Origin of the sequence: Streptomyces sp. SudanB182_2057, from assembly GCF_964272715.1 — a bacterium.
In the GTDB taxonomy this organism is placed as follows: Bacteria; Actinomycetota; Actinomycetes; order Streptomycetales; family Streptomycetaceae; genus Streptomyces; species Streptomyces rubradiris.
The window spans coordinates 6,642,651-6,666,270 of sequence record NZ_OZ186798.1 but is presented as its reverse complement, the minus strand read 5'-3'; the positions used below and the strand labels follow the sequence as shown (position 1 = coordinate 6,666,270).

The 23,620-nt window shown below is 72.2% G+C and carries 20 protein-coding genes; 5 read left to right on the top strand and 15 right to left on the bottom strand.

Features of this window, described 5'->3' with window-relative positions:
* Window positions 1-199: 199 nt before the first annotated feature.
* Window positions 200-889 carry a lysophospholipid acyltransferase family protein gene (locus ACSURM_RS29605; protein ID WP_289967402.1) on the top strand — a complete coding sequence of 230 codons (690 nt, stop codon included), beginning with the start codon at window positions 200-202 and terminating at the stop codon, window positions 887-889.
* 122 nt (window positions 890-1,011) lie between these two features.
* Window positions 1,012-2,619 carry a multicopper oxidase family protein gene (locus ACSURM_RS29600; protein WP_436958842.1) on the top strand — a complete coding sequence of 536 codons (1,608 nt, stop codon included), beginning with the start codon at window positions 1,012-1,014 and terminating at the stop codon, window positions 2,617-2,619.
* A gap of 67 nt (window positions 2,620-2,686) precedes the next feature.
* Here ACSURM_RS29600 and ACSURM_RS29595 read toward each other — a convergent pair whose 3' ends face one another.
* From ACSURM_RS29595 to ACSURM_RS29575, 5 genes are all read right to left on the bottom strand, one after another.
* Window positions 2,687-4,210: an MFS transporter gene (locus tag ACSURM_RS29595; RefSeq protein ID WP_436958841.1), complete on the bottom strand. Its 1,524-nt coding sequence runs from the start codon at window positions 4,208-4,210 to the stop codon at window positions 2,687-2,689.
* Window positions 4,207-4,758, bottom strand: coding sequence for a TetR/AcrR family transcriptional regulator (locus ACSURM_RS29590; RefSeq protein WP_436958840.1), 552 nt, complete (start codon window positions 4,756-4,758; stop codon window positions 4,207-4,209). Before ACSURM_RS29590 ends, ACSURM_RS29595 begins: the two co-directional genes overlap by 4 nt.
* Window positions 4,759-4,841: 83 nt before the next feature.
* On the bottom strand, window positions 4,842-5,813 hold the full coding sequence (locus ACSURM_RS29585; RefSeq protein WP_436958839.1) for an aldo/keto reductase: 972 nt from the start codon (window positions 5,811-5,813) through the stop codon (window positions 4,842-4,844).
* Window positions 5,814-5,901: 88 nt separating this feature from the next.
* Window positions 5,902-7,335, bottom strand: a complete 1,434-nt coding sequence (gene argH, locus ACSURM_RS29580) for an argininosuccinate lyase (protein WP_436958838.1) — start codon at window positions 7,333-7,335, stop codon at window positions 5,902-5,904.
* A 114-nt stretch (window positions 7,336-7,449) separates the two neighbouring features.
* Window positions 7,450-8,652, bottom strand: a complete 1,203-nt coding sequence (locus ACSURM_RS29575) for an argininosuccinate synthase (protein WP_436958837.1) — start codon at window positions 8,650-8,652, stop codon at window positions 7,450-7,452.
* Between the two features lie 126 nt (window positions 8,653-8,778).
* Between ACSURM_RS29575 and ACSURM_RS29570 the strand changes: the two genes are divergently transcribed.
* A complete protein-coding gene (locus ACSURM_RS29570) occupies window positions 8,779-9,366 on the top strand; it encodes a pyridoxamine 5'-phosphate oxidase family protein (RefSeq protein ID WP_030781143.1) in 588 nt (195 codons plus the stop codon).
* 3 nt (window positions 9,367-9,369) lie between these two features.
* Complete coding sequence (locus ACSURM_RS29565) at window positions 9,370-10,074, top strand: L,D-transpeptidase family protein (RefSeq protein WP_436958836.1); 705 nt, start codon at window positions 9,370-9,372, stop codon at window positions 10,072-10,074.
* A 106-nt stretch (window positions 10,075-10,180) separates the two neighbouring features.
* Here the strand turns inward: ACSURM_RS29565 and ACSURM_RS29560 are convergent, their stop codons facing one another.
* From ACSURM_RS29560 to ACSURM_RS29520, 9 genes are all read right to left on the bottom strand, one after another.
* Window positions 10,181-10,726: an arginine repressor gene (locus ACSURM_RS29560; protein ID WP_030613671.1), complete on the bottom strand. Its 546-nt coding sequence runs from the start codon at window positions 10,724-10,726 to the stop codon at window positions 10,181-10,183.
* Between the two features lie 7 nt (window positions 10,727-10,733).
* Window positions 10,734-11,939, bottom strand: coding sequence for an acetylornithine transaminase (locus ACSURM_RS29555; protein WP_289967385.1), 1,206 nt, complete (start codon window positions 11,937-11,939; stop codon window positions 10,734-10,736).
* Window positions 11,936-12,835 (bottom strand): acetylglutamate kinase, encoded by a 900-nt coding sequence (argB, locus tag ACSURM_RS29550; RefSeq protein ID WP_436958835.1) that lies wholly within the window; start codon window positions 12,833-12,835, stop codon window positions 11,936-11,938. The genes ACSURM_RS29555 and argB overlap by 4 nt, the downstream gene beginning before the upstream one ends.
* Window positions 12,832-13,983 carry a bifunctional glutamate N-acetyltransferase/amino-acid acetyltransferase ArgJ gene (gene argJ / locus ACSURM_RS29545; protein ID WP_436958833.1) on the bottom strand — a complete coding sequence of 384 codons (1,152 nt, stop codon included), beginning with the start codon at window positions 13,981-13,983 and terminating at the stop codon, window positions 12,832-12,834. The genes argB and argJ overlap by 4 nt, the downstream gene beginning before the upstream one ends.
* Window positions 13,980-15,008, bottom strand: a complete 1,029-nt coding sequence (gene argC / locus ACSURM_RS29540) for an N-acetyl-gamma-glutamyl-phosphate reductase (RefSeq protein WP_436958832.1) — start codon at window positions 15,006-15,008, stop codon at window positions 13,980-13,982. The genes argJ and argC overlap by 4 nt, the downstream gene beginning before the upstream one ends.
* A gap of 45 nt (window positions 15,009-15,053) precedes the next feature.
* Window positions 15,054-15,422 carry a GtrA family protein gene (locus tag ACSURM_RS29535; RefSeq protein WP_189996219.1) on the bottom strand — a complete coding sequence of 123 codons (369 nt, stop codon included), beginning with the start codon at window positions 15,420-15,422 and terminating at the stop codon, window positions 15,054-15,056.
* Window positions 15,422-16,372: a glycosyltransferase family 2 protein gene (locus tag ACSURM_RS29530; protein ID WP_436958831.1), complete on the bottom strand. Its 951-nt coding sequence runs from the start codon at window positions 16,370-16,372 to the stop codon at window positions 15,422-15,424. The genes ACSURM_RS29535 and ACSURM_RS29530 overlap by 1 nt, the downstream gene beginning before the upstream one ends.
* 21 nt (window positions 16,373-16,393) lie before the next feature.
* On the bottom strand, window positions 16,394-18,943 hold the full coding sequence (locus tag ACSURM_RS29525; protein ID WP_436958830.1) for a YfhO family protein: 2,550 nt from the start codon (window positions 18,941-18,943) through the stop codon (window positions 16,394-16,396).
* Window positions 18,944-19,189: 246 nt separating this feature from the next.
* Window positions 19,190-19,783: an ABATE domain-containing protein gene (locus ACSURM_RS29520; RefSeq protein WP_436958829.1), complete on the bottom strand. Its 594-nt coding sequence runs from the start codon at window positions 19,781-19,783 to the stop codon at window positions 19,190-19,192.
* Between the two features lie 105 nt (window positions 19,784-19,888).
* On the opposite strand from ACSURM_RS29520, the gene ACSURM_RS29515 reads away from it, so the two are divergent.
* Window positions 19,889-21,121 carry a cysteine desulfurase gene (locus ACSURM_RS29515; RefSeq protein ID WP_436958828.1) on the top strand — a complete coding sequence of 411 codons (1,233 nt, stop codon included), beginning with the start codon at window positions 19,889-19,891 and terminating at the stop codon, window positions 21,119-21,121.
* A 15-nt stretch (window positions 21,122-21,136) separates the two neighbouring features.
* Here ACSURM_RS29515 and ACSURM_RS29510 read toward each other — a convergent pair whose 3' ends face one another.
* A complete protein-coding gene (locus ACSURM_RS29510) occupies window positions 21,137-23,617 on the bottom strand; it encodes an alpha-L-arabinofuranosidase C-terminal domain-containing protein (RefSeq protein WP_436958827.1) in 2,481 nt (826 codons plus the stop codon).
* Between the last annotated feature and the right edge of the window lie 3 nt (window positions 23,618-23,620).

Here is a 23,620-nt window from a genome sequence, read left to right as displayed (position 1 = left end):
GTCGGCCGGGGGCGGGACCCGGGCCGGCGCGATGTCCGTCACATGCGCACAAGGCTGTTACCCGCCGTCCTGGCCGCACCACCCCAGGTGAACGCGTGTCAATAGTTGGTAAGACCTCGGCGAAGCGGATGCCTTCGATGTGCGCGCGGGCGTGCCCCGCGAGTAATGTCCTCACCTGCACAGACTCATATCGCCCCCCTTGACATCGGAGGACCCGTTGTCCCGCTTCGCGCTCATCAAGGCAGTGCTCGGACCGATCATGCGCCTGATGTTCCGCCCCCAGGTGGAGGGCGCGGAGCACATTCCGGGGGACGGCCCGGTGATTCTGGCCGGTAATCACCTCACCTTCATCGACTCGATCGTGCTGCCGCTGGTCACCAAGCGGCAGGTGCACTTCATCGGCAAGGACGAGTACGTCACCGGCAAGGGCGTCAAGGGACGGCTGATGGCCTGGTTCTTCACCGGCGTCGGCATGATCCCGGTGGACCGGGACGGGGCGAACGGCGGTGTGGCGGCGCTGATGACCGGGCGCCGCGTCCTGGAGGAGGGCCGGGTCTTCGGCATCTACCCGGAGGGCACCCGCTCGCCCGACGGCCGGCTGTACCGGGGCCGCACCGGCATCGCCCGGCTGACCCTGATGACCGGCGCGCCGGTGGTGCCGTTCGCCATGATCGGCACCGACAAGCTCCAGCCGAGCGGCAAGGGCCTCCCGCGGCCGGGCCGGGTCACCGTGCGGTTCGGCGAGGCCATGGAGTTCTCGCGCTACGACGGCATGGACCGGGACCGCTACGTCCTGCGGGCGGTGACGGACTCGGTGATGACCGAGGTGATGCGGCTGTCCGGGCAGGAGTACGTGGACATGTACGCCACCAAGGCGAAGGCCGCCTGAGCCCCCGGGGCGAGCGCGCGGTGCCCCTCGCCCTCCGCCTGCCGGTGGAATCTGCCCCCGACACATAGGGCATTCGGCCGCATTACCGGGCCACCTGACCACCCAACATGTCTTATTTAGACATGTTCACACCTTCTCGGCGTACCCTGCTCCGCACGCCCCTCGCCGCCGCCGGCGCGGGATTCCTCGCAGCCTGCACCGGTTCCGGCCCGGAGTCCGGCTCCGGACCCGAACATCCCGGCGGCGGGGAGAGGTTCGTCCCGGCCGGGCCCCGAGGCTACGTCAACCCCTCGGATCCGGAGGTGCTGGCCGCCGAACACAGACGCGGGGCCGGCCGCGAGCGCGTCCTGCGGTTCACCGCGGCGGAGACCGAGCTGGACATCGGCGGGCACTCCGTGCGGACGTGGGCGTACGACGAGGAGGTGCCGGGCCCGCTGGTGCGGGTCACCGCCGGTGACGTGCTCGACCTGACACTGGCCAACCGGCTGCCCGAGACCACCACCCTGCACTCCCACGGGGTGCGGCTGCGCTGCGACATGGACGGCGTCCCGGACCTGACCCAGCGCGCCATCCACCCCGGCACCGACTTCCGCTACCGCTTCACCGTCGCGCACCCGGGGACGTACCTGCTGCACTCCCACGTCGGGATGCAGCCCGACCGGGCCCTGTACGCGCCGCTCGTCGTGGACGACCCCAAGGAGCCCCTCTCCTACGACAAGGAGTGGGTCGTGGTCCTGGACGACTGGCTCGACGGCGTGGAGGGCTCCACCCCCGAGAACGTCCTGGAACAGCTCAAGCCCGGCGGCGCCATGGACATGGGAGGCATGGCCATGGGCCCCGGCCACCCGACGAAGGGGCACCCGAAGCCGTCCAAGAAGCCGACCGGCCCCAACCGGGTGCTGCACAAGTCGCACAGCCGCATGCTGAACGGGGAGGGCGGCAGCGTCGCCTACCCGCACTACCTCATCAACGGCCGGCTGCCCGACGCGCCGTCGGTGTTCCGCTGCCGCCCCGGCGAACGGGTGCGGCTGCGCATCATCAACGCCGGTTCCGAGACCGCCTTCCGGGTGGCGCTGGGCGACCACAAGATGACCGTCACGCACACCGACGGCTACCCGGTGCGGCACAAGGAGACCGACGCGCTCCTCGTCGGCATGGCGGAGCGGTACGACGTGCTGATCACCGCGCGGGACGGCATGTTCCCGCTGGTCGCCCTCCCCGAGGGGAAGAAGGGCAGGGCCCTCGCCGTCCTGCACACCGGCAAGACGCGCAAGACCCCGCCCTCCGGCGAGGTCCGCCCGCGGGAGATCGACGGCAACACCGTCCCCGCGCGCCGGCTGCTGCCCCACGAGTCCGTGGCCCTGGACGACCGGAAGCCGGACCGCGAGGTGCGCATCCGGATCACCGGGACGATGGCGAAGTTCGACTGGGGGTTCGACCACAGGACCTACACCCCGCAGCAGCGCCACCCGGTCCGTGCCGGTGAGCGAGTGCGGCTCACCCTCATCAACGCCACCGACATGTGGCACCCGATGCATCTGCACGGGCACACCTTCGCGGTGACCGGGCTGGACTCCGCGGGCGCCCGCAAGGACACCGCGCTGGTGCTGCCGCACCGCAAGCTGGTGCTCGACTTCGACGCCGACAACCCCGGGCTGTGGATGCTGCACTGCCACAACCAGTACCACTCGGAGAGCGGGATGATGACGGTGCTCGGCTACAAGAAGTGAGCGAGGCGCGGCCGGCTCCCCCGGCGTGAGCCGACCGGGCCCGGTCCGCTCCCCCGGCCCGGTCGGCTCACGCCGCGCCGTCCAGCTTCTGGCCCCGCAGCAGGAACCACGCCACCGCCGACGCCGTCAGCAGGACCACCGCGCCCGCCGCCGAGGCCAGGTGCAGGCCGTGGACGAAGGACTCGCGGGCCGCGTCGAGCAGCCCCTCGGCCTGGTGCGGCGGCAGATGGGCGGCGGCCTGCACCGCCGCGCCCAGCGACTCGTGGGCCCCGGCCGGGGTGCCGGCCGGGCCCGGGAAGCCGCGGTAGACGCCGGTCACGATGGAGCCCAGCAGGGCGATGCCGAGGGCGGCGCCCAGTTCGTACGCCGTCTCGGAGACCGCCGAGGCCGCGCCCGCCTGGTCCTTCGGGACGCTGGAGAGGATGACGTCGGCGGTCACCGTGAAGGAGAGGCCCGCGCCGACGCCGACCACCAGCAGGGCGGCGCCGAGGACGGGATAGCCGGTGGTCTGGCCGAGCGTGGTCAGCGCCGCCAGGGCGACGCCGACCGCGGCCAGGCCGCCCGCGACCACCGCGCGGACCGAGAAGCGCCGGGCCGCGCGGCCCGCGACCAGACCGGCCGCCACCGCGCCCACCGCGGCGGGCAGTTCGGCCAGGCCCGCCTCGAACGGGTGCCGGTCCTGGACGAGTTGCAGGAACTGGGAGAGGAAGAACACCAGGCCGGACATGCCGAGGACGGTCAGCAGGTCGGCGAGGACCGCGCCGCTGAAGCCGCGCCGCCTGAACAGCCGCATGTCCAGCAGCGGCACCGGCATGGTCAGCTGACGGCGGACGAAGCCGTACAGCGCCGCCGCGCCCAGCAGGCCGGCGCCGAGGGCCGGCCAGGAGAAGCCGTGCGCCGCCGCCTCCTTGACCGCGTAGACGAGGCCGATCATGCCGACCAGCGACAGCAGCACGCTGGTCAGGTCCCACGGGCCCGGGCGCGGGTTGCGGGACTCGGGCAGGGTGCGCACGCCGACCAGCACCAGGACGGCCATCACCGGCAGGTTGATCAGGAAGACCGAGCCCCACCAGAAGTGTTCCAGGAGGAATCCGCCGGCGATCGGGCCGACGGCCATGCCGGCGGAGGCGGTCGCGCCCCAGATACCGACGGCCAGGCTGCGTTCGCGCGGGTCGTGGAAGATGTTGCGGATCAGGGCCAGGGTGGCCGGCATCAGGGTCGCGCCCGCGACGCCGAGCAGCGCCCGGGCCAGGATCATCAGCTCGGGCGTGGTGGCGTAGGCGTTGAGCACGGACACCGCGCCGAACGCGGTGGCGCCGACCAGCAGGATCCGCTTGCGGCCGATGCGGTCGCCGAGGCTGCCCATGGAGACGAGCAGACCGGCGATGACGAAGGAGTAGACGTCGCCGATCCACAGCAGCTGGGTGCCGGTGGGGTGGAGGTCTTCGCTGATGTAGGGGGTCGCCAGGCCGAGGACGGTGGCGTCGACGGCCACCAGCAGCACGGCCAGGACGAGGACGGACAGCGCCAGCCAGCGGCCCGGGCGCTTCACCGCCTCGGTCGTCCGGTCCGGCCGCAGGGTGCTGGTCATGGTTCCTCTCTTCGCAGTGCGCCGCCGAGCAGCAGCTCGGCGATCATGGTCGGGAAGTCCCGGGAGGCCACCCGGCCGTCCAGGGTGGCCCAGGCGCAGGAGGCGATGAGCCCGTACAGCGCCTCGGTGAGCCAGACCGGGCTGAGATCGATACGGAATTCGCCGGCGCGCTGACCGCGCTGGAACAGGGCCCCGATCCGGGTGTCCAGGCGCTGCCAGCCCTCGTTCAGCCCGTCGCCCTCCCACAGCTGGTTCTCGCCGTAGAGGAACGACAGCAGTCCGGCGGCCGGCTGGATCTCGCGGACCAGCCGGCGGACGGCCTCGGCCGCGGCACCTTCTTCCAGCCGGGCGCGCTCCAGCGCGCCCTCGCATTCGGTGATGCCGAGCTGTTCCAGCGCCCTGACGAGCGCGTCGCGGCCGGCGAAGTGGCGATGCAGCGTGGCCCGGCTGATCCCGGCGGCCTTGGCGACCTCGTCCATGGTCGCGGTGGATTTACGGGTCAGCAGGGCGGCTGCGCTGCGCAGCACGTGGTCACGGTCGATGGCCATGAGACAAGAGTAGCCCAGATGAGACGTTGATGTCTCATTCTGGGCGTGCGTGACTCATTTCCCCAGCTTGTAAGGGGTGTGTGTCAGTGCCAGGGCAGCTGCCGGCGTCGCTCCCAGTAGGCGTGCGGGTCCTCCCGCAGCGCGGCGAGAGGGGTCAGCCGGTCCGGGTCCGGGTCGACGGCGGGGGCCCGCAGATTGGACAGCAGCTGGGGCACGGTCGCGGCGCCGGAGAGGACCACGCCCGCCCACGGGCGGCGCAGGATCCAGCCGAGGGCGACCGCGTCGCAGCCGAGCCCGGTGGCGGCGGCCACGGCGCGGAGGGCCTCCGGGGCGTGCGGTCCGGCCAGCCGGCCGTTCGCCATGCCCTCCTTGACGATCACGGTGAGTCCGGCGTCGTGCGCCTCGGCGAGGGCGGGACCGGCCGAGGTCTCCAGGAGGTTGTACGTCGACTGGACGGTGCGGAAGAGGGGCTCGCCGCCGACCGTGACGGCGAGGGCCGCGCGGATGGCGTCGGCCTGGGCGGGGCCGCTGGTGGAGAAGCCGACGGTGAGGCCCCGGGCGGCGGCCTCCGCGAGCCTCGCGTGCAGGTCCTTGTCGGTCAGGGCCGGGCTGTCCGGGGTCACCGAGTGGATCTGGTAGAGGTCGAGCCGGTCGCCGAGCAGGGCGTCGGTCTCGGCGCGCTGCCGGTCGTAGGCGGCGGTGCTGTGGTCCTTGACCTCGTGCGTCTCGGCGTCCGCCGACCAGCCGGCGGTGTAGGTGTAGCCCCATTTGCTGCCGACGACCACATCGTCGGCGCCCGGGTGGGCGGCCAGCCAGTCCGCGAGGAACTCCTCGGAGCGGCCGTAGGAGCGGGCGGCGTCGACGTAGCGGACGCCCTGGGCGTAGGCGGCGTCGAGGAGCGCGTGGGTCCGGGTGCGCAGTGCTTCGACGCCGCGGTTCTCCCCGAGGTCCTCGCCGCGGCGGAGGTTGATGTAGCCGGGGCGGCCGACGGCGGCGAGGCCGAGGCCGATGCGGCTGGTGGGGGCGGTCGCTGTGGCGAGGCGGGCGAAGGGCATCGCGGGGTCCGTTCGGTCGGGTCCGGTACGGCTCCGGCCAACGTAACCCGCGAAGACCTTCGTACGGCGGTACGGGCCCGGGTCGCCCTCAGCCCTTCTTCTTCGCGTCCGCCCACTCGTGCTGACGTGCCACGTCCGCCTTGACCTCCGTCAGCTGGACCGCCACCGCGCTCGGGGCCGTGCCGCCGCGGCCGGACCGGGAGGCGAGGGCGCCGGGGACGTTGAGGACCGTGCGGACCTCGGGGGTGAGGTGCGGGGAGATCTTCGCGAACTGCTCGTCCGTGAGGTCGTCCAGCTCCTTGCCCTCGGCCTCGGCGGCCTTGACGCACTCCCCCGCGACCTCGTGCGCCACCCGGAACGGCACGCCCTGCCGCACCAGCCACTCGGCGATGTCGGTGGCCAGCGAGAAGCCGGCCGGGGCCAGCTCCTCCATGCGCTCGCGGTGGACGGTGAGCGTGGCGATCATGCCGGTGAAGGCGGGGAGCAGCACCTCCAGCTGGTCGCAGGAGTCGAAGACCGGCTCCTTGTCCTCCTGGAGGTCGCGGTTGTACGCGAGGGGCAGGGCCTTGAGGGTCGCCAGCAGGCCGGTCAGGTTGCCGATCAGCCGGCCGGACTTGCCGCGGGCCAGCTCGGCGATGTCCGGGTTCTTCTTCTGCGGCATGATCGACGAGCCCGTGGAGAAGGCGTCGTGCAGGGTCACGAAGGAGAACTCCTTCGTGTTCCAGATGATGATCTCCTCGGCGATCCGGGAGAGGTTCACGCCGATCATCGCGGTGATGAACGCGAACTCCGCGACGAAGTCCCGGGAGGCGGTGCCGTCGATGGAGTTGCCGGCGCTGCCGTGCTCGAAGCCGAGGTCCCGGGCGACCGCCTCCGGGTCCAGGCCCAGGGAGGAGCCGGCGAGGGCGCCGGAGCCGTACGGCGACACGGCCGTCCGCTCGTCCCACTGGCGCAGCCGCTCGGCGTCCCGGGACAGGGACTGGACGTGGGCGAGGACGTGATGGGCGAAGAGCACCGGCTGGGCGTGCTGGAGGTGGGTGCGGCCGGGCATCGCCACGTCCGGGTGGGCCTCGGCAAGACCGATCAGGGCGTCCTGGAGGTCGGCGATCAGGCCGCCGATGATCCGGGCGTGGTCGCGCAGGTACATCCGGAAGAGGGTGGCGACCTGGTCGTTGCGGGACCGGCCGGCGCGCAGCTTGCCGCCGAGGTCCGGGCCGAGGCGCTCCAGCAGGCCGCGCTCCAGGGCGGTGTGCACGTCCTCGTCGGCGATGGTGCCGACGAAGGCGCCCGACGCCACGTCCGCTTCGAGCCGGTCGAGGCCGGCCAGCATCCGGGTCAGCTCGTCCTCGGTGAGCAGCCCCGCCTTGTGCAGGACGCGCGCGTGGGCACGCGAGCCGGCGATGTCGTAGGGCGCGAGCCGCCAGTCGAAGTGGACGGACGCGGACAGCTTCGCCAGGGCCTCGGCGGGTCCGTCGGCGAAACGGCCGCCCCAGAGCCGTACGTCACCGCTGTTGCTGCTCACTTGCGTTGCTCCTCGAAGCTCGTGATGTGCCACCGCCTCCCCGCGTTTCCGGGCGGGGAGGCGGCTGTCAGGCTGATGCGGGGAGATGGCCCCGCGGGTCACGCCAGGTCTGCGTCAGGCTCCGCCTGCCAGATCACGCCGCGCGGCGATCTTCGACGACAGGCTGTAGATGTCGATGAAGCCCTTGGCCGCCGACTGGTCGAAGGTGTCGCCCGTGTCGTAGGTGGCGAGGTCGAAGTCGTACAGCGACTCCTGGGAGCGCCGGCCGGTGACGACCGCGCGACCGCCGTGCAGGGTCATCCGGATGTCGCCGGAGACGTGCTGGTTGGCCTCGTTGACGAAGCCGTCCAGGGCGCGCTTGAGCGGGGAGAACCACTGGCCGTCGTAGACCAGTTCGCTCCAGCGCTGCTCCACCTGGCGCTTGAACCGGGCGAGTTCGCGCTCGACGGTGACGTTCTCCAGCTCCTGGTGGGCGGTGATCAGGGCGATCGCACCCGGCGCCTCGTACACCTCGCGGGACTTGATGCCGACCAGGCGGTCCTCGACCATGTCGATCCGGCCGATGCCCTGGGCGCCGGCGCGCTCGTTGAGCTGCTGGATGGCCTGCAGGACGGTGACGGGCTTGCCGTCGATGGCGACCGGGACGCCCGCCTCGAAGGTGATGACCACCTCGTCGGCCTCGCGGGGGGCGGCCGGGTTGGAGGTGTATTCGTAGATGTCCTCGATCGGGGCGTTCCAGATGTCCTCCAGGAAGCCCGTCTCGACGGCGCGTCCGAAGACGTTCTGGTCGATGGAGTACGGGGACTTCTTGGTGGTGGCGATCGGGAGCTGCTTGGCCTCGCAGAAGGCGATCGCCTTGTCCCGGGTCATGGCGTAGTCGCGGACCGGGGCGATGCACTTCAGGTCGGGGGCGAGGGCGACGATGCCGGCCTCGAAGCGGACCTGGTCGTTGCCCTTGCCGGTGCAGCCGTGGGCGACCGTGGTGGCGCCGTGCTTCTTGGCGGCGGCGACCAGGTGCTTGACGATGGTCGGCCGGGACAGGGCGGAGACCAGCGGGTAGCGGTCCATGTACAGGGCGTTGGCCTTGATCGCCGGGAGGCAGTACTCGTCGGCGAACTCGTCCTTGGCGTCCGCGACCTCGGCCTCGACGGCGCCGCACGCGAGGGCGCGCTTGCGGATCACATCCAGGTCCTCGCCGCCCTGGCCGACGTCGACCGCAACGGCGATGACCTCGGCGCCCGTCTCCTCGGCGATCCAGCCGATGGCGACGGAGGTGTCCAGACCGCCTGAGTAGGCCAGTACGACGCGCTCGGTCACGGGTTTCTCCTCACAGTGCATTCGCTGATATGCATGAGTATGCAGGGCTCTGCATGATTCGTCAATCAGCCTTGCGAGGGAGAGATGCTTAGACAGGCGAAGGATCTTCCGCGATAATCGTTAGCCATGGGAAAGACTTATGAACGCATAGACGGCAGACTGCGCGCCTTCATCGAGGAACAGCCGCTCTTCTTCACCGCGACCGCCCCGCTCTCCGGCGACGGCACGGTCAACCTCTCGCCCAAGGGGCTCAAGGGCTCCTTCGTCGTGCTGGACGAACTCACCGTGGCCTACCTGGACTTCGCCGGGTCCACCGCCGAGACCATCGCCCACCTGCGGGAGAACGGGCGGATCACGCTGATGTGGTGCGCCTTCCAGGGCCCGCCCAACATCGTGCGCGTACACGGCCGGGGCGAGCCCGTCTTCCGCGACGACCCGCGCTTCCCGGACCTCCTCGCCCGCTTCCCGGACATCGACCACACCGCGCACGGACTGCGCGCCGTCATCGTGGTGCACGCCGATGTGGTCCGCGACTCCTGCGGCTACGCCGTCCCCTTCATGGCGTACGAGGAGGACCGCGACCTGCACGGCAGGCGCTTCGCCCGCGAGGACGACGCCTCGCTGAGCGCGTACTTCACCAAAAAGGAGCACATCGCGACCAGCCTGGACGGACTGCCCGGGCTGCCGTTGCCGCTGCCCCCGTCTAGCGTCTGAGGCATGCGCCCCGGTGTGGTCCTCGCCCTCGTGTCCGTGTCCTGTCTCGCCCTGCTCGGCGCCGCCCCCGGCCGGGACCCGGCACCGCTGCCGGCCCGGATGGCGGACACCGGCGGCGGCTCCCAGCTGATCGTCGCCCAAGCCCCGGACACCGGCGCCACCGAGGGCACGGTCGACTGGTGGGACCTCCGGGACGGCCGGTGGGTCCGGGCCGGATCCGCGCCGGCCCGCTTCGGGGCGCACGGGCTGGTCGAGGGCACCACCCGGGAGCAGGGCACCGACACGACCCCGACCGGCCTGTACGACCTACCGTTCGGCTTCGGGACCGAGCCGGCCCCGGCCGGGACGAGCGTGGAGTACCGGGCGGTGCGGGACAGTTCCTGGTGGTGCCAGGACAACCGCTCCCGCTCCTACAACCGCTGGGTCGACCCGCTGCCCGCCGACTGCCGCGCCGCCGAGTCCGAGCACCTGGCCGACTACCGGGAGCAGTACGCCCACGGCCTGGTCATCGGCTTCAACTACGACCGGCCCGTGCGCGGACGCGGCGCCGGGATCTTCCTGCACGTCAACGGGCGCGGGCCGACGTCCGGTTGTGTGTCGGTGCCCAAGGAGGCGATGGAGCGGATCCTGCGCTGGGCGGCACCGGACCGCGGGCCGCACATCGCGGTGGGCACCGAGACCGGACCCACCGCCGTCACCCGCTACTGACACACCCCCGCACGCGCCGCGCCCGCCCACGCCGCTCCTCGCCAGCGCCCTGGCCTCGCGGTCGGCTCCTGTCCCGGCACCCGGCGCTCCCGCGCCGCCGCCCCCTTCAGTGGCCGTTCTGGGCCAGCCGCAGCAAGTGGTCCGCCAGGGCCTGGCCCCCGGTGGGGTGCCGGCTGATCAGCAGCAGCGTGTCGTCGCCGGCGATGGTGCCCAGGATGTCGTGGAGTTCGGCCTGGTCGATGGCGGAGGCGAGGAACTGCGCGGCGCCGGGAGGCGTGCGCAGGACCACGAGGTTCGCCGAGGCCTCCGCGGAGATCAGCAGCTCCTGGGAGAGCCGCCGCATCCGCTCCTCCTTCGCCGACTCCCCCAGCGGAGCACGCGGGGTACGGAACCCGCCCTCGCTCGGCACCGCGTAGATCAGGTCGCCGTCGGTGTTGCGGATCTTGACCGCGTTCAGCTCGTCGAGATCCCGGCTGAGCGTCGCCTGCGTGACGCTCAGCCCGTCGTCGGCGAGCAGCTTCGCCAGCTGGCTCTGCGACCGCACCGGCTGCCGGTTGAGGATGTCCACGATCCGGCGGTGCCGTGCGGTGCGGGTCTGCGGTACGGCGGGCCCGGCCCCCACGCCCTGCTCGTGGTCCTGCGCCTCGCTCATCGTCGTCTCATTCTCCGGATCGTCCGTCCCCGTCCACGGGGCCCGCTGCGTCGAGGATGCCGGGCAGTGCCCCGAGCAGCGCGTCCACCTCGTCGTCGCGCAGATTCAGCGGCGGCATGAGCCGTACGACGTCGGGGGCGGGCGCGTTCACCAGGAACCCGGCCTCCTGGGCCGCCGCCTGCGCCTGCGGCGCGCGCGGCCCGGTGAGCACGATACCCAGGAGCAGGCCCGCACCCCGGACACCGTGGACCAGCGGGTGGTTCAGTGCCTCGATTCCCTCCCGCAGCCGCTCGCTCTGCCGCTTGACGTTGTCCAGCAGGCCCTCGGCCTCGATGGTGTCGAGCACGGCGAGTCCGGCGGCGCAGGCGACCGGGTTGCCGCCGAAGGTGGTCCCGTGGTGGCCCGGCCGGAGCAGTTCGGCGGCCCGGCCGAAGGCCACGGTCGCGCCGAGCGGCAGCCCGCCGCCGAGCTGCTTGGCGAGGGTGACGACATCGGGCAGCACGCCCTCGTGGGCCTGGTACTCGAACCAGGTCCCGGTCCGGCCGATGCCGGTCTGCACCTCGTCCAGGACCAGCAGCGCGCCGGTGGCCGCGGTGATCGCGCGGGCGGCCTTGAGATAGCCGGCCGGGGGCACGATCACGCCGTTCTCGCCCTGGATCGGCTCGATGACCACCAGGGCGGTGTCCTCGGTGACCGCGGCGGCCAGCGCCTGGGCGTCGCCGTAGGGGACGTGGGTGACCTCGCCGGGCAGCGGCCGGAACGGGTCCTGCTTGGCGGGCTGGCCGGTGAGCGCGAGGGCGCCCATGGTCCGGCCGTGGAAACCGCCCTCGGTGGCGACCACATGGGTGCGCCCGGTCAGCCGGCCGATCTTGAAGGCGGCCTCGTTGGCCTCGGCGCCGGAGTTGCAGAAGAAGACCCGGCCGTCCCGGCCGAAGAGGCGCAGGAGCCGCTCGGCGAGGGCGACGGTGGGCTCGGCCATGAAGAAGTTGGAGATGTGGCCGAGGGAGGCGATCTGCCCGCTGACGGCGGCGACGACGGCGGGGTGGGCGTGGCCGAGCGCGTTGGTGGCGATGCCGCCGACGAAGTCCAGGTACTCCCGGCCCTCGGCGTCCCACACCCGGGTGCCCGCACCGCGGACGAGGGGCAGGCGGGGGGTGCCGTAGTTGTCCATGAGCGCGCCCTGCCACCGCGCGGTCAGTTCCTGGTTGCTCATGACTCCCCCTGTTCGTCCGGCACGACCATGGTGCCGATGCCTTCGTCGGTGAAGATCTCCAGCAGGATCGAGTGCTGGACCCGGCCGTCGATGACCCGGGCGGTGCGCACGCCGTTGCGCACCGCGTGCAGGCAGCCCTCCATCTTGGGCACCATGCCGGCACTCAGGTCGGGCAGCAGCTTCTCCAGTTGGGAGGCGGTGAGGCGGCTGATCACCTCGTCGGAGTGGGGCCAGTCCACGTAGAGTCCCTCGACGTCGGTGAGGACCATGAGGGTCTCGGCGCCGAGGGCGGCGGCGAGTGCCGCGGCGGCCGTGTCGGCGTTGACGTTGTAGACGTGGCCGTCGTCCTCGGAGCGGGCGATGGAGGAGACGACCGGGATGCGGCCGTCGGCCAGCAGGGCCGCTATGGCACCGGTGTCGATCCCGGTGATCTCGCCGACCCGCCCGATGTCGACCGGCTCCCCGTCGATCTCGGGGGTGTGCCGGGTGGCGCTGATGGTGTGCGCGTCCTCGCCGGTGAGACCGACGGCGAGCGGGCCGTGCCGGTTGAGCAGGCCGACCAGCTCGCGCTGGACCTGTCCGGCGAGCACCATCCGTACGACGTCCATGGCGTCCTCGGTGGTGACGCGCAGGCCCGCCTTGAACTCGCTGGCGATGCCGTGCCGGTCGAGGGCGGCGCTGATCTGCGGGCCGCCGCCGTGCACGACGACCGGCCTGAGGCCGGCGTGGTGCAGGAAGACGACGTCCTGGGCGAAGGCTGCCTTCAGCTCCTCGTCCACCATGGCGTTGCCGCCGAACTTGATGACGACGACCTTGCCGTGGTGCCGGGTGAGCCAGGGCAGCGCCTCGATGAGGATGCGGGCCTTGGGCAGCGCGGTGTGCTTACGGGTTGTCATGAGGAGTAGGCGCTGTTCTCGTGTACGAAGTCGGCGGTCAGGTCGTTGGTCCAGATGGTCGCGGTCTCGGAGCCCGCGGCCAGGTCGGCGACGATATGCACCTCGCGGTAGCGCATGTCGACCAGGTCGCGGTCCTCGCCGACGCAGCCGTTCCGGCACACCCAGACGCCGTTGATGGCGACGTTCAGGCGGTCGGGTTCGAAGGCGGCCCCGGTGGTGCCGATCGCGGAGAGCACGCGGCCCCAGTTGGGGTCCTCGCCGTGGATCGCGCACTTGAGGAGGTTGTTGCGGGCGATGGAGCGGCCCACCTCGACGGCGTCCTCCTCGGTCGCCGCGTTGATCACCTCGACCTTGATCTCCTTGCTGGCGCCCTCGGCGTCGCCGATGAGCTGCCGGCCGAGGTCGTCGCAGACCTGGCGCACGGCATCGGCGAACTCGTCGTAGTCGGGGGTGGTCCCGGAGGCGCCGGAAGCGAGCAGCAGCACGGTGTCGTTGGTGGACATGCAGCCGTCGGAGTCGACGCGGTCGAAGGTGACCCGGGTGGCCGCGCGCAGCGCCTTGTCCAGCACCTCGCTCTCCAGGTCGGCGTCGGTGGTGAGGACGACCAGCATGGTGGCGAGGCCGGGGGCGAGCATGCCGGCGCCCTTGGCCATGCCGCCGACAGTCCAGCCGGACCGCGTCGCCACGGAGGTCTTGTGGACGGTGTCGGTGGTCTTGATGGCGATGGCGGCCTTCTCGCCGCCGTGCTCGCTCAAGGAGGCGGCGGCCGTCTCCACGCCCGCCAGGACCTTGTCCATGGGCAGCGGCACGCCGATCAGGCCGGTGGAGCAGACGGCGACCTCGATGGCGCCCCGGCCGAGCACCTCGGCGACCTTCTCGGCGGTGGCGTGGGCGTCCTGGAAGCCCTTCGGTCCGGTGCAGGCGTTGGCGCCGCCGGAGTTGAGGACGACGGCCGAGACCTGGCCGCCCTTGAGGACCTGCTCCGACCACAGCACCGGGGCCGCCTTGACGCGGTTGGAGGTGAAGACGCCCGCGGCGGCACGGCGGGGCCCGTCGTTGACCACCAGGGCCAGGTCGGGGTTGCCGTTCTCCTTGATCCCGGCGGCGACCCCCGCCGCCGTGAATCCCTTGGCTGCCGTGACACTCACGGTGCGACTCCGATCGTGGAAAGCCCCGTGGTCTCGGGAAGACCCAGGGCGATGTTCATGCTCTGGACGGCACCGCCGGCGGTGCCCTTGGTGAGGTTGTCGATGGCGCTGATCGCGATGACACGGCCCACGGCGGCGTCGTACGCGACCTGCACCTGGACGGCGTTGGAGCCGTGCACGGACGCCGTGGCGGGCCACTGGCCCTCGGGGAGCAGCTGGACGAACGGCTCGTCGGCGTACGCCTTCTCGTAGACGGCGCGGACGCTGTCCGCCGTGACGCCCGCGGCGGCGGACGCGCTGCACGTGGCGAGGATCCCGCGGGGCATCGGGGCCAGGGTCGGGGTGAAGGAGACCCGCACGGGTTCCCCGGCGACGGCGCTGAGGTTCTGGATCATCTCGGGGGTGTGCCGGTGGCCGCCGCCGACGCCGTACGGCGACATGGAGCCCATGACCTCGCTGCCCAGCAGGTGCCGCTTGGGGGCCTTGCCCGCGCCGGAGGTGCCGGACGCGGCGACGATCACCGCCTCGGGCCCGACGAGGCCGGCCGCGTAGGCCGGGAACAGGGCGAGGGAGACGGCGGTCGGGTAGCAACCGGGCACCGCGACGCGCTTGGACCCCTCCAGCGCGGCGCGGGCGCCCGGGAGTTCGGGGAGGCCGTAGGGCCAGGTGCCGGCGTGCGGGGAGCCGTAGAACCGCTCCCAGTCGGCCGGGTCCTTCAGCCGGAAGTCGGCGCCCATGTCGATCACCAGGACATCGGGGCCGAGCTGTTCGGCGACGGCGGCGGACTGGCCGTGCGGCAGCGCGAGGAAGACCACGTCGTGCCCGGCGAGCGCCTCCGGCGTGGTCTCGGCGAGCACGCGGCCGGCCAGCGGCGGCAGGTGCGGCTGGAGCGCTCCGAGCCGCTGCCCGGCGTTGGAGTTCCCGGTCAGGGCACCGATCTCGACCTCGGGGTGCGCAAGGAGCAGCCGCAGGACCTCTCCGCCCGCGTATCCGCTCGCTCCGGCCACCGCCGCACGTACTGCCATGTCCATCCTCCTCTGGATGGCATGACTATACGTATCGCTGCACGTTTATGCAATGGACTTGGGGAGCATCACCCAGCGGGAGACGACGTAGGTGACCGGGATCGCCGCGGCGGACGCGACCAGCGGGGCGAAGCGGCTCCCGGCGTGCAGGACGTCCACGATCAGGTACACCCCGGCCGTCGTGATCAGGAAGTTGGTGACGTTCGTCAGCGGGAACAGCAGGAATTTCCGCCAGGTCGGCGGGGTCCGGTAAGTGAAGCGCGCATTGAGGAAAAAAGAGCCGACCATGGCGAGCGTGAAGGCCAGGATGTGTGCCGCGAGATACGGCAGGCCGGTCAGGAACAACAGGTAAAGGCAATAGTAGGTCGCCGTATTGACGACACCGACCGCCGCGAAGGTCAGTATCTGCCGCATCAGGGAATGAGATCCTTCGTCCGTTCCGCATTGGTGGCCTTCACCAGGAAGTGCGGACGCCTCTTCACCTCGTAGTAGATGCGGCCGGTGTACTCCCCGATGACTCCCAGCATGACCATCTGGACGCCCGCGAGGGCGGTCACGGCGGTGATGATGGTCACATAGCCGGGCGTCTGGACGCCGTGGACGAGCGCGGCGCCCACGATCCACGCGGTGTAGACCCCCGCGCACAGCAGCAGGGTCACCCCGAGCCAGAGGGCGGCGCGCAGCGGGCGGTTGTTGAAGGACAGCAGGCCGTCGAGGCCGTAGTTGAGCAGTCCGCGCAGGTTCCAGGAGCTGCGGCCGGCCTCGCGGACGGCGTTGTGGTATTCGAAGGTGGTGCTCGGGAAGCCCACCCAGGCGAACAGGCCCTTGGAGAAGCGGTTGTACTCGGTCAGGTCCAGCACCGCGTCCACCACCCGGCGCGACAGCAGCCGGAAGTCGCCCACTCCGTCCACGAGTTCGACGTCGACCAGGCGGTTGACGAGCCGGTAGTACAGGCGCGCGGTGAGGGTCCGGGTCAGCCGGTCGCCGGTGCGGGTGCGCCGGGCGATGACCTGGTCGTGGCCCTGTTCGCGCAGCTCGACCATGTGCCTGATCAGCCCGGGCGGGTGCTGGAGGTCGGCGTCCATGACGATCACCGAGTCGCCCGAGGCGTGCCGCAGCCCGGCGAGCAGGGCGGCCTCCTTGCCGAAGTTGCGGCTGAAGGAGACGTAGCGCACCCGGGCGTCGGCCGCGGCCAGCTCCTGGAGGACGGCGAGCGTGCGGTCCCGGCTGCCGTCGTCGACGTAGACGAACTCCATGTCGTGGCCGAGGGGCAGCAGCTCCTCGGCGACCTTCTGGACCTCCTCGTGGAAGCGGGCGAGGACGTCCTCCTCGTTGTAGCAGGGCGCGACGATGGATATCAGCATGGTGGTTTCCCCCTGGCGCGATCAGTGAGCGGTGGTCACCCGCTCGCGCGGTGATGTGGTCGTGGGCGGCATGGGCGTGCGTCGGCGGCGCAGGGCGGCACCGGCGGTCAGCACGGCGAGGACGAGCAGCGAGGCGCCCCCGACCGCCGTGCCCAGCCGCAGGCCGGGCGGATGGAAGGTGCAGGTCAGGCTGGTGGTGCCGGGGTCGACGGGGACGGCGATCAGGCCGTGGTACTCCCCCGCCGGCCGGGCCGGTCCGTCCCCGGTGGCGCACCGCCAGCCGGCGATGCGGGGCGCGGCGAGGACCGCGAGGCCCCTGCTCCCGGCGGGCAGCCGGGCGTGCACGGTGCCGTCGGAGACGGTGACCTCCCTCGCCCCGCCGGCCGTCAGGCGCGCGGCGGCGGTGCGCAGCCGGCCGGTGTCCAGGCAGCCGATCGCGCCGGGCGGGATGCTGCCGGGCCGGTTCGGGGTGAGCCGGATCGTCAGTCGCCCGGAGGCGGGGGCGGTGCCGAGCGGGGCCATGGCGGCGCGGTTGCGGGTGTCCTTGGCGTTGAAGAGCGTGGCGGTGCCGTCGGCGAGCCGGGCGGTGCCGGAGTAGTGCGGGGCCCACAGGTGGACCTGGGTGCCCGCCGGGCAGCGGGCGGTGATCACCGGCCGGGTCCGGGCGGTGCCGGCGCCGGTCCGGCGGTCCGGCAGCGGTCGGCCGGAGTCGTCCCGCACGGTGAGCGGCGGCACGGTGTAGACGCGGCTGCCGAGTAGGATCTCCTGGTTGCGGTAGGGCGAGTCGCCGAAGGGCCGGTGGTCCGGGCGGGGCCGCACGGTCACCAGGGGCGGCACGTCCCGCCGGGTCAGGTGCGCCGGGTACGCGGCGGGCGGGGAGTGCCTCTGGTGCGGGTCGGGCGGGGAGTGCACCCGGGCGCCGACGGAGAAGAGCACGTCCGTGACGGCGTTGTCCAGGCTCTGCACGCTGCGTCCCCGGGAGGTCCAGCCGCCGCCGAGCGCGGTCAGGGTGCGGCTGAGGACGTCGGAGGTCAGGCTGCTGTAGTACTGGGCGCCCTCGCCGCCCACCACCAGCGGGTCGTTGCCGACCGTCTGTTCCCGGCCGGGGTCGGTGCGGTGGCGGGGCCAGTCGTCGGCCTCGGCGATCAGCGCGGACTGCCGGTCCTGCCGCTCGCCCCAGGGCGCGTAGTCGTCCAGGTGCGCGAGGTGCAGCCGGGTGGTGACGGCCGTGGTGGCGGCGCTCTCCCCGGCCTGCGCGCCGAGCAGCAGGGCGACGGCCAGTCCGGCCAGCGGCCCGCGCCGCCCGGCGCGGGCCAGCAGCGCGAGGCCGCCCAGCGCGCCGGCGACGGCGAGCAGCAGCACCGGCCAGGTGAGCGGCCGCAGCGTGCTGCTGTGACCGGCGAGGGCGGTGATCAGGGCGAACAGCGCGGCGGCCGGGATGAGGGCGCGCGGGCCGGGCGGGCCGTGGGACAGGGTGTGCCAGGCGGCGATGACGAGGAGGCCGCAGACGACGAAGGTCTGCCGGTAGGGGCTGCCCTGCGGGGTGGCGAAGGCGTGCCAGACCAGGTGGGTGGGCGCCCACTGGAGGGACAGGACGGCCAGCACCACCAGGGCGGTCCAGCCGGCCCGGACCCGTCCGGGGACGGCCCGGTGGAAGGGCAGGGCGAGGGCGAGCAGCAGCGCGGTGGTGCCGACGTAGAGGGCCGGGGAGCCCCAGCCGTACGACGTCGGCAGCAGCCGGGCGAGCACGTCCTCGGCCGGCACCGGGGCGAAGGCGCGCACCCGGCCCGGGTAGGCGTGCCGGGTGCCGAAGTACACGGTCAGCACCAGCGGGGCGGCGAGGCCCACGCCGAGGGCGGTGGTGAGGGCGGCGCGGCCGGCCGTGGCGAGGGCCTGCCGGACCGGCGGCCGGGCGAGCACCAGCCGGAGCAGCAGCACCAGGGCGGCGCCGAGGGTGGCCATGTAGGCGGTGTAGAAGTTGGCGGTCCAGGCGAGCGCGACGACGAGCACTCCGGGCAGGAACCGGCGTCCGGTGCGCGCCCATTCGCCGACCAGGCACAGCAGGGGCAGGGCGATCAGCCCGTCCAGCCACATCGGGTTGTAGTCGGCGTCGGCGAGGGTCCAGCCGCACAGCGCGTACGAGGAGCCGAGCAGGCCCGCAGCCCACCAGCGGCCGGGCCGGCAGGCGAGGAGCAGCCCGGTCATGGCCGCGGCGGCGCAGGCGAGTTTCAGGACGGTGATCACGTACACCGCGAGGTCGATCTCGTCGCGCGGGAAGAGGGCGACCAGCAGGGCGAACGGGCTGCCGAGGTAGGTGCCGAGGTCGGGCAGGAAGGAGGCGCCGTAGCCGGACTGCCAGTTGACGAGGAGGCCGCCCTCGGCCCTGCCGTGCAGCAGGTCCCACAGGTGGGCGTGGAAGGGCACGAACTGGTTGCCCAGGTCGTTGACGCCGCGGGTGCGCGGGCCGAAGGGGTGGCTGCGGGCGAGGGCGTCACCGGCGCAGAACGCGATGACCGTGAGGGCGGCGGCGAGCAGGCAGGCGGCCCGCCCCGGCCGGGAGGTCGCTTTCACGCGCGGTTCCCGCCCGGGTGCGGCCGTGACTTCCGCCCGCCATTGCCGGGCGCGTCCGGTGGAGTGCTGCACTGCATTTTCGGTGTCCTCACAGAATGCGTACCCCGTCTATTCGCGGACTTAGACGGAGGCCGTTTCCGATTGGTTGTGCGCTCATCGAAAAATGGAGCGACTTTCTCCGGACCGGGGAAACACCGAGTGAATTGGATGACCTGCCGGGAAATTCTGGATTTCCGGCAGGTGTTCTCAGGGTGAACCGGCCTTGCGGGCCGCGTAGGCCCGGGCCGCGCGGACCCGGTTGCCGCACTTGGTGGTGCACCAGCGGCGGGCGCCGTGGGAGCGCAGGAACCAGCGGGCGCAGCCCTGGGCGGCGCACTCGGTGAGCTGGGCGGCGTCGGCGCCGGTGAGCAGGTCGGTGGCGTCCTCGGCGAGCAGGGAGAGCGCGGCGGCGGCCGGGTTGCCGCCGTCGGGGAGGTCGGCGCGGCGCGGCCCGTCGGCGCCCCAGGCCAGGCGGGGGGTGGCGGGGGCGGCGGCGAGGGCGGCGTTCAGGGTGTCGAGGGCGTCGCCGGGCGGCCGGGTCCCCGCGGTCCGGGCCGTGAAGAGGGCCCGCAGCGCCTCGCGCAGGGCCCGCAGCCGGCCGGACTGGCGGCCGTTCAGCTCCACCGGGTCGGGCAGCAGGGCGTGCCGGACCAGCCACAGGTGCGCGGCCTCGGCGCCGTCGAGCAGGTCGACCCGGCCGTGGCTGACGGTGAACCGGGTGTTGACCAGCGCCAGCGAGGCGTACCGGTCCTCGCCGGGGACCGGGAGCTGGTGCAGATAGACGGGGGTCTCGTGCTCCACGCCCGCATCCTAGCCGTCTCTCACGGCAATTCTTGCGGTTCCCCGTGAGAAAGGCTTAGCGTGCCTCACGGAGAACGATCCGAGAAACCGTGAGAGGTGACCGTCGTGGCCTTCGACGTGGACGCGCTGCGCAAGGACTTCCCGATCCTGGGACGGACGGTGGAGAGCGGCGCGCCGCTGGTCTACCTGGACTCCGGGGCCACCACCCAGAAACCGCTCCAGGTCCTGGACGCGGAGCGGGACTTCTACCTCACCCGCAACGCCGCCGTGCACCGCGGGGCGCACCAGCTGGCCGGCGAGGCGACCGATGCCTACGAGCGGGCGCGGCACACGGTCGCCCGGTTCATCGGCGCCGCCGACGACGAGGTGGTCTTCACCAAGAACACCACCGAGGCCGTCAACCTCGTCGCGTACGCGCTCGGCAACGCCGGCCGGATCGGGCCCGGCGACCGGATCGTGGTGACGGAGATGGAGCACCACGCGAACCTGGTGCCCTGGCAGCAGCTGGCCGAGCGGACGGGCGCCACGCTGGACTGGTTCGGCCTGACCGACGACGGCCGGCTGGACCTGACCCGGGCGGCGGAGCTGCTGGACGAGCGGACCAAGGTGCTCGCCCTCACCCACCAGTCCAATGTCCTCGGCACCCTGAACCCGGTGCGGGAGCTGGCCGACCGGGCGCACGCGGCCGGGGCGCTGGTGGTGGTGGACGGCGCCCAGTCGGTGCCGCACCGCCCGGTGGACGTCACGGAGCTGGGCGCGGACTTCCTGGCCTTCTCCGGGCACAAGATGCTCGGCCCGAACGGCATCGGCGTGCTGTGGGGCCGCGCGGCGGAGCTGGCCGCTCTGCCGCCGTTCCTGACCGGCGGCTCGATGATCGAGATCGTGGAGATGGACCGCACCACGTTCCTGCCGCCGCCGCAGCGCTTCGAGGCGGGGGTGCCGATGACCGCGCAGGCGGTGGGGCTCGCGGCGGCGGTGGAGTACCTGGAGCGGCTGGGCATGGCGGAGGTCGCGGCCCACGAGGACACGCTCACCGCCCGCGCCCTGGGCCTGCTGGCCGAGGTGCCCGGGGTGCGGATCGTCGGCCCGCGCGACCTCACCGACCGCGGCTCGGCCGTCTCCTTCACCGTGGACGGCGTCCATCCGCACGACGTCGGGCAGGTGCTGGACGAGCGGGGCGTCGCCGTGCGCGTCGGCCACCACTGCGCCCGGCCGCTCGCCCGGCGGTTCGGCGTACCGGCGACCACCCGGGCGAGCTTCTACGTCTACAACACCCCGGAGGAGGTCGACGCGCTGGTGGCGGGGGTGCGGGCGGCCCAGCGGTACTTCGGGGTCTGAGCCGCCCACCCGCTGCTACCTCTGCTTGATCCTGAGGAAGGTGACGGAGTTCGCCGGGAAGGTGTACGTGAACTTACCCGCGACCCCGGTGACGGTGGACGTGCGCGGGGCGACCGCCGTGGACGTCTCGGTGTTCACCGCGTCCGGCGCGGCGGCGAGCGTGGTCGCCCTGGCCCGGGACGCGACCTTCGCGCCGCCCAGGTCGATGGCGGTACGGGCGGCGGCGGACCGGGCGTTGACGACCTTGACGATCAGCTCACCGGTCTTCGCGTCGCGCGTCACGACCTGGCGGAACGGCTCGGCCGGCTTGTCGTCGGTGAAGCTGCCCCACTCCTGGCCGTCGAGGTAGAGGGTGACCTGGCGGCCGCGCACCTTGACGTCGATGTCGTAGGCGCGGCCGGTCTCGATCGAGCCCGCCTTGGTCATCAGCGTGGACTTGCCGCCGTCCACGGCCTGCTCGACGGCCGACTGGGTGTTGTTCCAGCCGCCGAGGTTCCACCAGTAGTAGTTCCCGGTGTCCTTGACGCCGAAGGCGACGAGGAAGCCCTCCTTGCCGGACTTCTTGGTGGCCTTCACGTGCAGGTCGTAGTCGTGCCAGGACGGGTCGCCGGCCTGGACCATGGTGTTCTCGACGGTGTCGTCGGTCTGGACGTACCGGCCGTCCTGGACGGTCCAGCTGCCGGCCCCGGTGTGGGTCCACTTCGAGGCGTCACCGGAGAAGTCGTCGCCGAACAGCGGGGTGCCGTCGGCGCCGGTGACCCGTACGTCGTCGTAGGCGGCGCTGGTGTTCCAGGTGGACAGCCCGACCGCGCCGGTGAGGGGACCGCTGACGCCCGGGGTGCCGGTCGCGGTGCTCGGCACCACCCGGTCGCCCACGTTGGTCATGAACAGCTTCTGCACCTCGTAGTTGGCCGTGCCCCAGGAGGCGTGGTTGTTGAACCACACCAGGTCCGGGCGCCACTGGACGTAGTCCTCGTTGGCGAACAGCGGGGCGTAGGAGGCGAGTTCGACCACGTCCGCGTTGCGTTCCAGGCCGGTCATGAAGGCCGCCTCGGCGAGGCCGTTCTTGAAGGCGTTGCCCTGGGAGGCGTACTCGCCGAGGAAGACCTTGGGGCCGGAGCGGTCGTAGGAGTCGTAGCGGTCGTTGTTCTGCAGGAACCACTGAGGGCTGTTGTAGTAGTGCTCGTCGACCATGTCCACGTCGGCGTCGCGGTTGAGCTTCCAGGCGGTGTCGAAGACGGTGCCGGAGTCGTCCGGGCCGGAGTTGGAGATGACCTTGATGTGCGGGTACTTCGCCTGGACGGCCGCGCGGAACCGCTGGAAGCGGGCGAAGAACTCGGTGGGCAGGTTCTCCTCGTTGCCGACCTCGATGTGGGTGAGGCGGAAGGGCTTGGGATGGCCCATCCGCGCCCGCACCTTGCCCCAGGTGGAGGTCGCCGGGCCGTTGGCGAACTCGATGAGGTCCAGGGTGTCCTGGATGTGCCGCTTCAGCAGGGCGTCGTCGGCGACGGCCCGGTTCTCGCCGCAGCCGGTCACCAGGGCGGGTACGACGGGCAGCGGCATGGCGCCGATGTCCTCGGCGAACCGGAAGTACTCGTAGTAGCCGAGGCCGTAACTCTGGTTGTAGCCCCAGAAGTTGGCGTTGGTGGCGCGCTGCTCGACCGGGCCGACGGTGTCCTTCCACTGGTAGGAGCGCTTGCGCTGCCAGCCGGACGCCTCGCTGTAGTCGTGCATGGAACCGGTGTTGACCAGGCAGCCGCCGGGGAAGCGGACGAAGCCCGGGCGCAGGGCGGCGACCTTCTCGGCGAGGTCCTTGCGCAGGCCGTTGGGCTGGTGCTTGTAGGTGTCGCGGGGGAAGAGGGACACCATGTCCAGGGCGGCGGCGGTGTCCGCGGCCACGGTGAGCCGGCCCGTGGCGCTGGTCCGGGTGGCGGTGAAGGTGGCCTTGTACTGGGCCCAGCCGTCCTTCCGCACGGCGATCCGCCGGGCGGTGGCGAGCGGGCCGCCGGAGTCCTGGAGGGAGACCGTGAGCGCGGCTCCGGCCCCGGCGCGGGCCCACACCGAGAAGTCGTACGTCTCGCCGTCCCGCACGGCGATGCCGGTGTTGTAGCCGGCGTTGGTGACGGACGAGCCGGCGGCCAGCGCCAGGTAGGTGCGGTTGCGCTCGTTGAGCCGGCCGGAGTCGTCCACCGTCCGGGCGGTGCCGGAGACCGTCCAGGAGGTCAGCGGGGTGTAGGAGGCGTTGTCGGCGGCCGTGTACTCGAAGGACCGGTTCTGGACGAGTTCGGCGTACAGGCCGCCGTCGGCGGCGCGGTTGATGTCCTCGAAGAAGACCCCGTACATGGTGCGGGAGATCGCGGGACCGGTGGCGGAGGGGTCGACGGTGATCGCGTAGTCGGCGACCTCCTCGGCGTGGGCCGGGGCGGGGAGGCCGGCCGTGGCGAGCAGGACGGCGCCCGCGCCCAGGCCGAGTCTGAAGCGGGTGGTGCGTGACATGGA